This is a genomic window from Mycolicibacterium sp. lyk4-40-TYG-92 (assembly GCF_030209435.1).
Lineage (GTDB): Bacteria > Actinomycetota > Actinomycetes > Mycobacteriales > Mycobacteriaceae > Mycobacterium.
In genome coordinates, this window is record NZ_JARVRX010000025.1 from 18,601 (window position 1) to 29,850 (window position 11,250).

Annotated in this window: 13 protein-coding genes and 1 riboswitch; of the genes, 5 read left to right on the top strand and 8 right to left on the bottom strand. The window is 69.0% G+C overall.

From position 1 onward, the window contains the following. Window positions 1–2: 2 nt before the first annotated feature. Window positions 3–260: a MoaD/ThiS family protein gene (locus QRN63_RS27460; protein ID WP_285034111.1), complete on the top strand. Its 258-nt coding sequence runs from the start codon at window positions 3–5 to the stop codon at window positions 258–260. Between the two features lie 234 nt (window positions 261–494). Then, window positions 495–667: riboswitch (cyclic di-AMP (ydaO/yuaA leader) on the top strand. A gap of 8 nt (window positions 668–675) precedes the next feature. Further along, window positions 676–1,797, top strand: a complete 1,122-nt coding sequence (locus QRN63_RS27465; protein WP_285034113.1) for a transglycosylase family protein — start codon at window positions 676–678, stop codon at window positions 1,795–1,797. A gap of 201 nt (window positions 1,798–1,998) precedes the next feature. Here the strand turns inward: QRN63_RS27465 and QRN63_RS27470 are convergent, their stop codons facing one another. Genes QRN63_RS27470 through QRN63_RS27485 form a run of 4 tightly spaced genes read right to left on the bottom strand, consistent with a single transcriptional unit; the run spans window position 1,999 to window position 3,590 of the window. Next, on the bottom strand, window positions 1,999–2,421 hold the full coding sequence (locus QRN63_RS27470; protein ID WP_285034115.1) for a molybdenum cofactor biosynthesis protein MoaE: 423 nt from the start codon (window positions 2,419–2,421) through the stop codon (window positions 1,999–2,001). After that, a complete protein-coding gene (locus tag QRN63_RS27475) occupies window positions 2,418–2,897 on the bottom strand; it encodes a MogA/MoaB family molybdenum cofactor biosynthesis protein (protein ID WP_285034117.1) in 480 nt (159 codons plus the stop codon). Before QRN63_RS27475 ends, QRN63_RS27470 begins: the two co-directional genes overlap by 4 nt. 31 nt (window positions 2,898–2,928) lie before the next feature. Further along, complete coding sequence (moaC, locus tag QRN63_RS27480) at window positions 2,929–3,354, bottom strand: cyclic pyranopterin monophosphate synthase MoaC (RefSeq protein ID WP_285034144.1); 426 nt, start codon at window positions 3,352–3,354, stop codon at window positions 2,929–2,931. 41 nt (window positions 3,355–3,395) lie between these two features. After that, entirely contained in the window at window positions 3,396–3,590 is a 195-nt protein-coding gene (locus tag QRN63_RS27485; protein ID WP_020098880.1) for a hypothetical protein, read from the bottom strand. A gap of 83 nt (window positions 3,591–3,673) precedes the next feature. Between QRN63_RS27485 and QRN63_RS27490 the strand changes: the two genes are divergently transcribed. The 3 genes from QRN63_RS27490 (at window position 3,674) to QRN63_RS27500 (ending at window position 9,385) form a co-directional block, all read left to right on the top strand. Then, the gene (locus QRN63_RS27490) at window positions 3,674–5,911 is read left to right on the top strand and encodes a helicase-associated domain-containing protein (RefSeq protein WP_285034119.1); all 2,238 of its coding nucleotides are present in this window, start codon (window positions 3,674–3,676) and stop codon (window positions 5,909–5,911) included. A 149-nt stretch (window positions 5,912–6,060) separates the two neighbouring features. After that, a complete protein-coding gene (locus QRN63_RS27495) occupies window positions 6,061–7,710 on the top strand; it encodes a DNA repair helicase XPB (protein ID WP_267315783.1) in 1,650 nt (549 codons plus the stop codon). Between the two features lie 79 nt (window positions 7,711–7,789). Beyond that, window positions 7,790–9,385 (top strand): GMC family oxidoreductase, encoded by a 1,596-nt coding sequence (locus tag QRN63_RS27500; protein ID WP_285034123.1) that lies wholly within the window; start codon window positions 7,790–7,792, stop codon window positions 9,383–9,385. On the opposite strand, the gene QRN63_RS27505 is transcribed toward QRN63_RS27500, so the two are convergent. The 4 genes from QRN63_RS27505 to QRN63_RS27520 form a co-directional block, all read right to left on the bottom strand. Then, entirely contained in the window at window positions 9,366–9,704 is a 339-nt protein-coding gene (locus QRN63_RS27505; RefSeq protein ID WP_267315785.1) for a cupin domain-containing protein, read from the bottom strand. The two genes, QRN63_RS27500 and QRN63_RS27505, sit on opposite strands and share 20 nt — an antisense overlap. 47 nt (window positions 9,705–9,751) lie before the next feature. After that, window positions 9,752–10,138, bottom strand: coding sequence for a hypothetical protein (locus QRN63_RS27510; protein ID WP_285034140.1), 387 nt, complete (start codon window positions 10,136–10,138; stop codon window positions 9,752–9,754). A 127-nt stretch (window positions 10,139–10,265) separates the two neighbouring features. Further along, window positions 10,266–10,910, bottom strand: a complete 645-nt coding sequence (gene phoU, locus QRN63_RS27515; protein WP_285034141.1) for a phosphate signaling complex protein PhoU — start codon at window positions 10,908–10,910, stop codon at window positions 10,266–10,268. Window positions 10,911–11,119: 209 nt separating this feature from the next. After that, window positions 11,120–11,250 (bottom strand): MspA family porin (locus QRN63_RS27520; protein ID WP_285034145.1); only part of this gene is annotated, 131 nt, incomplete at its 5' end.

An 11,250-nucleotide genomic window follows, 5' to 3' on the forward strand; every position in this document is an offset into this window, starting at 1 on the left:
CGTTGGCTGAGTTGGTGGTGACGGTGCGCTATTTCGCCGCCGCGAAGGCCGCAACCGGAATCGAGACCGAAACGTTGCAGCTCAACGAGGGTGTAACCGTCCGCGATCTGGTGACCTCCATTGGTACACGTGGGGCAGATGTGGCAAAAGTGCTCTCACGCTGCTCATTTCTGCGCGACGGCGTCGCCGTGCGCGATCTGGACACCGCGCTCGCCACCGCCGAAACGGTCGATGTCCTACCCCCCTTCGCCGGCGGCTAATTGTGAAATGCCTCACATAACGAAACGGTAACGACCTGGCTGTGGCGCCACTGACCGGCATCAATACCTGCAAAAACGCCCAACCGGCCAGCGGCTTTAAAGTCCTCTCATAATTTGCTCGGGGCCGAAACGCCCAAAATCGGCCGAGGTGACGGAACCCACCTGACCCGATACCGTCGTCTCTCAAGCCAGAGCGACCCTTTGGCACCCGCACTTGAAACGCCTAGCTCCATCCATCAGGTGCGGCCGACGACAACCCGTGGATGGAGGCGGGGGACCCAACCGGTCCACCGAGGAAATCAGGACCAGGAGCCTCGGCTCCTTGGGGTGAAGCCTGCTTTGCAGGCCGGGCAACCTCTCCAGCCCGAACCCGACAGCTGACCTCGCAGGCGTTGACGAGAGGACTGCTTTTTTCATGAGTGGACGCCACCGCAAACCGACCACGTCCAGCGTCTCTGTCGCCAAGATCGCCTTCACCGGCGCGGTTCTTGGTGGCGGCAGCATCGCCCTCGCCGCGCAGGCTTCCGCCGCGACCGACGGCGAATGGGATCAGGTAGCCCGCTGCGAATCCGGCGGCAACTGGGCCATCAACACCGGCAACGGCTACCAGGGCGGGCTGCAGTTCTCGCCCAGCACCTGGAGCGCCCACGGCGGTGGCGAGTACGCCCCGGCCGCGAACATGGCCAGCAAGGAAGCACAGATCGCTGTCGCGGAGCGCGTCCTGGCCAGCCAGGGCCGCGGCGCATGGCCGGTCTGCGGCACGGGCCTGTCCCGCTCCACCCCGCGCAACACGGTGACCACTCCGGCGAAGGCCCCGGCCCCCACGCTGGACAACCCCGAGCTGGGCGCCCCGGCCGATCCGGCTCCGGTGCAGGACGCCGCCGCTCCGCTCGATGCCCCCGCGCCCGCCCCCGAGGGCCCCGTGATCGTCAACGTCGCGAACGAGGTCCCCGCCCCTGAGGCACCCGTCCTGGACGTGCCCGAGGCCCCCGCTCCCGCCCCCGAGGCGCCGGCCCCGGCCCCCGAGGCGCCCGTCGTCGAAGCGCCCGCTCCGGAAGCCCCGGTCGACGCCCCGGCGCCCGCGATCCAGGCCGCCAACTGGGACACCACCGACGCGCCCGCCGAGCCCGGCGTCTGGGCCCTGCACGCCAAGCAGGACCTGCCGGCCGAGCCGGCCCCCGTCGTCGACGCCCCCGCGCCGGCTCCCGCTCCGATTGCCGATGCCGCGGCTCCCGCCCCGGCCGCCCCGGCCGCGCTGCAGACCCCGCCGAACGGCACGCCGCACCTCGCGAGCCCGACCAACCTGCCCCCCGGTTCGACCATGGAGCCGACCGACACGGGCGAGAGCGCCAACATGAGCTACCTCAAGCAGCTCTGGCACGCGGTCCAGAACAACGACATCTCCGGTCGTGACGCCCTGCTCGCCGTCGCCTCGACGCGGACCGGCGCCCCCGGCGGCAGCGTCCCGGCCCCGCCGAACGCTCCGGCGCCCGGCCCGGCCCCGATTGCCGACGTCGCTCCGGCTCCGGCCCCGTAATACGGACATCGAGAAATCGCCCCGGTCATCGACCGGGGCGATTTTCTTTCGGTTGACCCTGCATCCACGGCGCAGAAGATCGAGTGGCATGCGCCGTCACCGCAGGATCAACACAACGCCGACCGCCACTGCCGTTGACCCTGCATCCACGGCGCAGAAGATCGAGTAGCTTGCGCCGTCAGCGCAGGCCGACAGCGGAGCTCAGGCCGAGCCGACCCATTCGTCGGTGCCGTCGGTGAAGAACTGGTGCTTCCAGACCGGCAGTCGCTCCTTGACGGTGTCGACCAGCAGCGCACAGGTGCGGAACGCCGCGGCACGGTGATCGGCCGATACCGCTGCGACGAGGGCCGCGTCACCGATGTTGAGCACCCCGACCCGGTGGCTGACCGCGATGGCCCGCACACCTTCGGCGGCGGCGGCGACCTCGGCGGCGACCTCAGCCAGGACCTCCGCGGCCGACGGGTGCGCCGAGTACTCCAGCCGCGTCACCCCGCGGCCGCCGTCGTGGTTGCGTACGACGCCCGCGAAGCTCACGACGGCTCCCGCGGCGCTGTGGTCGACCAGCGCCTCGTGGGAGGCGACATCGATCGGCGATTCACTGAGGTCGGCGCGCAGCACGATCACCCGGCATGGTCCTTTCCGCTGAGCTGGTCGAGCGCGTGGTCCAGTACCCCGGCCAGCACGCCCAGCCCGTCCTTCACGCCCCCGGACGACCCCGGCAGGTTCACGATCAGCGTCCGGCCGGCGACGCCACACACACCCCGGGACAGCACCGAGGTCGGGACGTGCGGCAGCCCGGACTGACGGATCGCGTCGGCCAGCCCGGGGATCTGGTAGTCCAGCACCTCGAGAGTGGCTTGCGGCGTGGCGTCGGTCGGGGAGATTCCCGTGCCGCCGGAGGTGAGGACGACGTCCACGCCGTCGGCGATGGCGCGGCGCAGTTCTGCGCCTACCGGGGCACCGTCGGTGACGACGACGGGTGCGGGGACGTCGAACCCGCGCTCGGCGAGCCAGGCGACGATCAGCGGGCCGGTGCGGTCCTCGTAGACGCCGGCGGCGGCCCGGGTGGAGGCGATGACGACAACTGCCGAACGACTCACGGCAGCTCCCTGTTCTTCGCGCAAGCGCTCATCACCGCTCCCAGAGGCCGGTCTTACCGCCCTCCTTGCGCAGCACCCGGATGTCGTCGATGCGCGCGGCCGGGTCGACGGCCTTGATCATGTCGTACAGCGTCAGCGCCGCGACGCTGACGGCGGTGAGCGCTTCCATCTCGACGCCGGTGCGGTCGGTGGTGCGCACGGTGGCGGTGATCGCAATGTCGGTCGAGGCGGCTTCGAACGCCACCTCGACCTTGGTCAGGGCCAGCTGGTGACACAGCGGGATCAGGTCGCTGGTGCGCTTGGCGGCCATGATGCCGGCGACGCGAGCGGTCGCGAGCGCGTCGCCCTTGGGCAGGCCACCGCTGGTGATGAGGTCGACGACGTCAGCGCGCGTGCGCAGGACGCCCGCCGCGACGGCGGTGCGCCGGGTGGCGTCCTTGGCGGACACGTCCACCATGTGGGCCGCACCCGATTCGTCCAGGTGCGAGAGCTCCACGGCTACTTGTTGACGACGGTGACCGGGTGCATGTACGGCAGCTTCTCGGCCGGCAGCGGGAACTCCAGGTCGCCGAACGGCGAGAGCGCGCCGGTACGGTCGGTTGCCAGCTCGCTCACGGCGTGGTCGTCGCCGGACACCTCGGGCCAGCCATTGTCGACGTACTGGTTCTTCTTCTTGTCAGCCACGGATGACATTGTGGCAGGCGCTGCGCCCGCTGGCGAGGCCGGGCGTCCCGGACGCGCAGAGGACAAAGTCACCTGCTTTACGCTGGTCAGCAATGATCGACGAATCCCCGGGTGTGCCGCTGGGCTCCTGGCTGGCCGACATGTCGGACGCGCAGCTGGTGCAGCTGCTCAGCGTCCGGCCCGACCTCACCCAACCGCCGCCGGCGACCCTGTCGGCGCTGGCGGCCCGCGCCCAGTCCCGGCAATCGGTCAAGGCCGCGACCGACGATCTCGATTTTCTGCAGCTGGCCGTGCTGGACGCGCTCCTGACACTGCAGGCCACCACCATCGCCGTGCCGACCGGAGCACTGTTCAAACTGCTGGCCGGGCGCGCCAACAAGAAGGTCGTCACCTCGGCGCTCGACGAGCTGCGCACCCGCGGGCTGGTGTGGGGCGCCGACACCGTGCGGGTCGTCTCGGAGGCGGCGTCGGTGCTGCCCTGGTATCCGGGGCAGGTCACGGTCGAAGACCCTGACGCCGACGGCATCGCGGCGAAGCTGGCCGCCATCGACACGCCGCAGCGGGAGCTGCTGGAGCGGCTGGCCGACGGATCGCCGATCGGCCGCACCAAGGATGCGGCCCCGGGGACCGCACCCGACCGTCCGGTGCCGCAGCTGATCGCAGCCGGGCTGCTGCGCCGGATCGACGATGAGACGGTGATCCTGCCGCGGCTCGTCGGCCAGGTGCTGCGGGGCCAGGCACCGGGGCCGACGACGTTGACCCCGCCGACGCCGTCGACACCCGTACTCCCGCAGCGGGACGTTGACGCGGCCGCGGCCGGCTCTGCCATCGACCTGCTGCGCGAGGTCGAACTGGTCCTCGAAACCCTCTCGGCGACACCGGTTCCCGAGCTGCGCAGCGGCGGTCTGGGGGTGCGCGACGCCAAGCGGCTGACCAAGGTCACCGGCATCGACGAGAGCCGGCTGTCGCTGATCCTGGAACTGTGCGCGTCGGCCACGCTGATCGCGTCGGGCATCCCCGACTCGGACGACTACGACGACGGCCCCTACTGGGCGCCGACCGTGGCCGCGGACCGGTTCATCGAATCGAGCGCCGCGACCCGCTGGCACCTGCTGGCCACCACCTGGCTGGACCTGCCGTGCCGTCCGGGCCTGGTGGGCAAGCGCGGCCCCGACGGCAAGCCCTATGCCGCCCTGACCAATGCGCTGTATTCGTCGGCCGCGCCGCTGGACCGTCGGCTGATGCTGACGGTGCTCGCCGAACTGCCGGCAGGGGGCACCATGGACACCGCCACCGCCTCGGCGGCGATGCTGTGGCGCCGGCCGCGCTGGACCGCCCGGCTGCAACCCGAGCCCACCGACGAATTGCTCACCGAGGCACACGCTTTGGGCATGGTCGGCCGCGGCGCCGTCGCCGGGCCCATCCGGTTGCTCCTGGCCGGAGCACCCGAAGAGGAGGTCGTCGCCGCGATGGCGGCGGCCCTACCCGACCCGATCGACCATTTCCTGCTGCAGGCCGATCTGACTGTCGTCGTCCCCGGGCCGCTGGAACGCGACCTCGCCGACCAGCTGGCGACAGTCGCCGACATCGAATCCGCAGGGGCCGCAACGGTTTACCGCATCAGCGAGCAGTCCATCCGACGCGCCCTGGACACCGGCCGGACCGCCAGCGAAATCCACACGCTGTTCGCCCGGCACTCCAAAACGCCGGTACCCCAGGGCCTCACCTATCTGATCGACGACGTCGCCCGGCGGCACGGACAGCTGCGGGTCGGTATGGCGTCGTCGTTCATCCGGTGTGAGGACCCGGCGCTGCTGGCGCAGGCGCTGGCCTCCCCCACGCTCGAGCAGTTGAGCCTGCGGGCCCTGGCCCCCACCGTCGCGGTGTCGCCGGCCCCGATCGCCGACGTCCTGGCCGGCCTGCGCACCGCGGGCTTCGCCCCGGCCGCCGAGGACTGGTCGGGCACCATCGTGGACCTGCGCCCGCTCGGCGCCCGGGTGTCCACGCCGATTCACCGGCGCACCTTCCGGCACCCACAGCCACCGAACGAGAAGACGCTCGGCGCCATCGTCGCCGTCCTGCGCCAGACGGGCCGCGGCGGCAATGGGGAGCGGCTGGACCCGGCGGCCGCCATCTCGCTGCTGACCGATGCCGCGCTGACACAGTCATCGGTGGTGATCGGGTACGTCGACGCCGCCGGGGTGGCCACGCAGCGCGTGGTCGCGCCAGTCAATGTCCGCGGCGGCCAGCTGACCGCCTACGACCCGGCCGCCGGCCGGGTCCGCGAATTCGCGATCCACCGGGTGACATCGGTGGTCGCGCCGGAATAACGCGGACGCCGAGGTCCTTGTTGTCGTGGGCCCCGGGTCTGCGCTCAGACCGCGGCCCGCGGAGCGATCTAGCTGCACGGTCGGGACTGTCGGCCGAGTCTGGATAATGGATCGGATGGCCTGCGAGCAAGTGATGGAGTGGATGGCGCATGACTGACGGACCCCTGATCGTCCAGTCGGACAAGACCGTGCTGCTCGAGGTCGACCACGAGCAGGCCGGGGCGGCGCGGGCGGCGATCGCGCCGTTCGCCGAACTGGAGCGTGCGCCCGAGCACGTGCACACCTACCGGATCACGCCGCTGGCGCTGTGGAACGCGCGTGCCGCGGGCCACGACGCCGAGCAGGTCGTGGACGCGCTGGTGTCGCACTCCCGCTACGCGGTGCCGCAGCCGCTGCTGGTCGACATCGTCGACACCATGGGCCGCTACGGGCGGCTGCAGCTGGTGAAGCACCCGGCGCACGGACTGACGCTGGTGAGCCTGGACCGGGCCGTGCTGGCCGAGGTGCTGCGCAACAAGAAGATCACCCCGATGCTGGGCGCCCAGATCGACGACGACACCGTCATCGTCCACCCGTCCGAGCGTGGCCGGGTCAAGCAGATGCTGCTCAAGATCGGTTGGCCGGCAGAGGATTTGGCCGGCTACGTCAACGGCGAGGCGCACCCGATCACGCTGGAGCAGGACACCTGGAAGCTGCGCGACTACCAGGAGCTGGCCGCGGATTCGTTCTGGGCCGGTGGCTCGGGCGTCGTCGTGCTGCCCTGCGGTGCGGGCAAGACGATGGTCGGCGCGGCCGCCATGGCCAAGGCCGGCGCGACGACGCTGATCCTGGTGACCAACACTGTTGCCGGCCGGCAGTGGAAGCGCGAACTCATCGCGCGCACCTCGCTGACCGAAGAGGAGATCGGTGAATACTCCGGCGAGCGCAAGGAGATTCGGCCCGTCACCATCGCGACGTATCAGGTGATCACCCGCCGCACCAAGGGCGAATACAAGCACCTCGAGCTGTTCGACAGCCGCGACTGGGGCCTGATCATCTATGACGAGGTGCACCTGCTGCCCGCGCCCGTGTTCCGGATGACGGCCGATCTGCAGTCCCGGCGCCGGCTTGGCCTGACCGCCACCCTGATTCGCGAGGACGGCCGCGAAGGCGACGTGTTCTCGCTCATCGGTCCGAAGCGGTACGACGCGCCGTGGAAGGACATCGAGGCGCAGGGCTGGATCGCGCCCGCCGAGTGCGTCGAGGTCCGGGTGACCATGACCGAGAACGAGCGCATGACATACGCGACGGCCGAGCCCGAGGAGCGCTACAAGCTGTGCTCGACGGCGCACACCAAGATCGCGGTGGTGAAGTCGATCCTGGCCCGTCATCCCGACGAGCCGACGCTGGTGATCGGCGCCTATCTGGACCAGCTGGAGGAGCTCGGGCAGGAGCTGGACGCCCCGGTGATCCAGGGCTCGACCAAGAACGCCGAACGCGAAGCGTTGTTCGACAAGTTCCGGTCGGGCGAAATCCGCACCCTGGTGGTGTCGAAGGTAGCCAACTTCTCCATCGATCTTCCGGAAGCCTCTGTGGCCGTTCAGGTTTCGGGTACGTTCGGGTCGCGCCAGGAAGAGGCGCAGCGCCTCGGCCGGCTGCTGCGCCCGAAGGCCGACGGCGGTGGCGCGGTGTTCTACTCGGTGGTCTCACGCGACAGCCTCGACGCCGAGTACGCCGCACACCGGCAGCGCTTCCTGGCCGAGCAGGGCTACGGCTACGTCATCAAGGACGCCGACGACCTGCTGGGGCCCGCGATCTAGCGAGTCCCAGCAATCAGGTGCGGCCGTGACCGCCGGGGCATACGCTCGTCGCAGTTCGCCCCACTCGCGGAGGTCACGGATGACGTACGACTACGACTGGCTGGTCATCGGATCCGGTTTCGGCGGCAGTGTCTCGGCGCTGCGGCTCGCTGAAAAGGGTTACCGCGTAGCAGTTCTCGAATGCGGGCGGCGCTTCGAGGACGACGACTTCGCCGACGAGACCAAGGACGCCAAGAACTACTACTGGGCGCCGCAGCTCGGGATGCGAGGCATCCTCCGGTTGACACTGTTCAAGGACATCTTCATCGGCTCGGGCTGCGGTGTCGGCGGCGGCAGCCTCGGGTATGCGAACACGCTCTACCGGGCGTTCCCGAACTTCTATGAGAGCCCTCAGTGGAAAGGCCTGGCCGACTGGGAGACCGAACTCGCGCCGCATTACGACGAGGCGGAGCGGATGCTCGGCGTCGTCGAGTACGACGACGACGGACCCGCGGACCTGCTGCTGAAGGAATACGGCGAGTCGATCGGCGTCGGCGACACCTACCGGCGTGCGCATGTCGGCGTGTTCCTCGGTCAGCCCGGCAGGACCGTGCCGGATCCCTACTTCGGCGGCGAGGGCCCCGACCGGACGGGCTGCATCAAGTGCGGGTCGTGCATGGTCGGCTGCCGCCACGGCGCCAAGAACACTCTGCGCAAGAACTACCTGTGGTTCGCCGAGAAGCTCGGCGTGAAGATTTTCAGCGAGCGATCGGTGACCGACATCAAGCCGCTCGACGCCGACGGTTCCGCGGGATACGAAGTGACACACCAGAAGAGCGGCGCACTGGGCAAGCGCACCGCCGAGAAACTGCGCGCCCGCGGCGTCGTCGTCGCGGCTGGGGCGCTGGGCACCAACCGCCTGCTGCAGCGCTGCAAGCTCGGCGGTTCACTCCCCAACATCTCCGACCGTCTCGGCTATGTGGTGCGCACCAACAGCGAATCGATCATGGCGGTGATGGCGCCGAAGGATTACCCCGCCGACTTCACCCACTCGATCGCGATCACCTCGAGCATCTATACCGACCCGTCCACGCACATCGAAGTCGTCACCTATGGCAAGGGCGGCGACACCCAGTCACTGTTGTTCAACCTGATGATCGAGGCGGGCAAGCGCGGCACCCGGCCGCTGCACTTCCTGGCGGCCGCGGCGAAGAACCCGAAGGCGGCGCTGGCGGCCTGGAAGATCAAGGGCACCTCGCGGCGCGTGATCATCCTGCTGGTCATGCAGTCCATCGACAACGCGATGCGGCTGAAGGTCAAGATGCGGCTCCCGAACGGCAACGTCGCCCTGACGACCGAACAGGACCCCGACAACCCCAATCCCGACTTCGTGCCGGCCGCCTATGACGCGGCGAAGTGGTTTGCCCGCCGACTGGGCGGCGTCGCCTACTCCGGCGTGACGGAGGGTATCTTCGCGATCCCGTCGACAGCGCACATCCTCGGCGGCGCGGTGATCGGCGAGTCCCCTGAGACAGGGGTCGTCGACAGCCGGAACCGGGTGTTCGGCTACGAAAATCTGCTGGTCACGGATGGCGCGGCCGTCCCAGCCAATGTCGGCGCCAACCCGAGCCTGACGATCACCGCGCTCGCCGAGCGCGCGATGACGTTCATCCCGGCTAACGCGCCGGCTGTTTGACCACGGTCAGCAGCACCACCGAGTCGGCGAGCGCCTTGAGGCTGTGCCGGGTTGGCGGGATGATGATGTGGTCGCCGGCCATGCCGTCCCAGCTGGCCTGTTCTGCGACGAGGCGCACCCGGCCCTGCAGCACCTGAAGCGTGGCCTCGCCGGGGCTCTCGTGTTCGCCCAACTCGTTGCCGTCGGCGAGGGCGATGAGCGTCTGCCGCAACGCATGCTCGTGGCCGCCGAAGACCGTGTGGGCGCTACGCCCGCCGTTTCCGTTCCGCGCTGCATCCAGATGCTGGCGGGCCAGCGCCGTCAGCGAGATTTTCTCCATGCTTTGACTATCCGCCTCAGCTATGTCCGCCGGAACCCATTGCGGGTTTAAATCACGCGCAGCGAATCCCCCTCGCCAGGGAAGCGACGGCGCAGTGCGTCGAGCATCCGCTGCACCTCCAGGACCCTCCGGCGCAGTGCGAGCAGAGCCTCCGACGGGAGCTCCGACCCCGTCTCCGCGGTGACTTGAGCGCGCCGGGATCGCCGCTCCAACACCGTCATCTGGTCTTCCAGATCGGCGATCTCATCAAGCAGCAGTGCCGCGAACAGGCGCGATTGCGCCAGGTCTGCGCGGTGGGCGGGCCGGGGCTGCGTGTCGATCCGCGGCCGGCCGCTCACGACGCCGGGGCGCACCGTGCGCCGGGTGGCGGTGGCATGTGAGGGGATCGGCACCGGGGCGGCTCGGCGTCCGGTTTCGCGCATCGACGGCAACATGGCGCAATGATCACCGACGATGCACCATTGCGCTACCAGCCGTTCATCTTCCCGACCAGAATCGGACACCTGGGAGTAAACGCGCAGGCCGGCTGCTCCCGCCCTCACCAATCGTCCGCAGCGGTCACTAGCCCCGGCGCGCGCCGGTACTGCGGTAGGTGACGTTATGGGCGATTTCCACAGCATGGTCGGCGAAGCGCTCGTAGTAACGGCTGAGCAAGGTGACATCGACGGCAGCCGTTGTGCCGTGCGGCCATTCCGGATTCATCACCACCGCGAACAGCTGCCGGTGAATATCGTCCATCGCTTCGTCGTCGACGTTGAGCCGGGCCGCTGCGTCGGGATCCCCTTGAAGGACCACACCTTTGGTGTCCTGCGCGAGCTGGACAGCAATGCGCCCCATCTCCGCGAAATAGCCACAGACCTCACCGGGGACGGCGATATTCGGATGACGAAGACGAGAGATCCGGGCGACGTGTGCCGCAAGTGCACCCATACGCTGCAGATCGGCGACGTTGCGCATGCCGCTGAGCACCACGCGCAGATCACTGGCCACCGGCGCCTGGCGAGCCAACAGAGTGAAGGTATCCGATTCCAGTGCCGCGCACTGCCGGTCGATGTCGTCACGGCGGTCGATCACGCGTTCGGAAGCTTCGAGATCTGCGTTCAGCAAAGCCACCGTGGCCAGCTGCATCATGACGGCGGCGCGCTCACACAGGCCCGCGACATTCTCGTTGAGAGTGTCGAGTTGCTCGTGGAAGACGGTTCGCATGGACTTCGAGCCTACGACATCTGCGCTATCACGCGTCACACGGTCGTTAACTCCAGCTAACAACTCCGATGGAGGCTGTGCCTTCCACAACTACGGGGCCCACTGAAGCGAGATGCCGACGGCGGCCCGGGTTGGGCCGCCGCGGCAGGAATTCATCAGCGACGAGACGCATGCCGCTGACCGTGACCGGCAGGCGGGTGCGTCGATCATCAGACCGATTTGGTGATGCCGTAGTAGGCGACGATGTCGTCGGTGTCGGCGGTGGAGCTGGTCAGCGTCGCGTAGGAGCGCAGGAACGACTGTCCGAGGCAGCCGTCGACCTTGATGTGGACGTCCTTGA

Bases quoted from the DNA above. Each gene is read 5' to 3' on its own strand.
- moaC (WP_285034144.1), bottom strand. From the start codon at position 3,354: ATGGTGGACGTGTCCGCCAAGGACGCCACCCGGCGCACCGCCGTCGCG.
- phoU (WP_285034141.1), bottom strand. From the start codon at position 10,910: ATGCGAACCGTCTTCCACGAGCAACTCGACACTCTCAACGAGAATGTC.
- QRN63_RS27465 (WP_285034113.1), top strand. From the start codon at position 676: ATGAGTGGACGCCACCGCAAACCGACCACGTCCAGCGTCTCTGTCGCC.
- QRN63_RS27510 (WP_285034140.1), bottom strand. From the start codon at position 10,138: ATGTTGCCGTCGATGCGCGAAACCGGACGCCGAGCCGCCCCGGTGCCG.
- QRN63_RS27495 (WP_267315783.1), top strand. From the start codon at position 6,061: ATGACTGACGGACCCCTGATCGTCCAGTCGGACAAGACCGTGCTGCTC.
- QRN63_RS27485 (WP_020098880.1), bottom strand. From the start codon at position 3,590: ATGTCATCCGTGGCTGACAAGAAGAAGAACCAGTACGTCGACAATGGC.
- QRN63_RS27500 (WP_285034123.1), top strand. From the start codon at position 7,790: ATGACGTACGACTACGACTGGCTGGTCATCGGATCCGGTTTCGGCGGC.
- QRN63_RS27505 (WP_267315785.1), bottom strand. From the start codon at position 9,704: ATGGAGAAAATCTCGCTGACGGCGCTGGCCCGCCAGCATCTGGATGCA.
- QRN63_RS27490 (WP_285034119.1), top strand. From the start codon at position 3,674: ATGATCGACGAATCCCCGGGTGTGCCGCTGGGCTCCTGGCTGGCCGAC.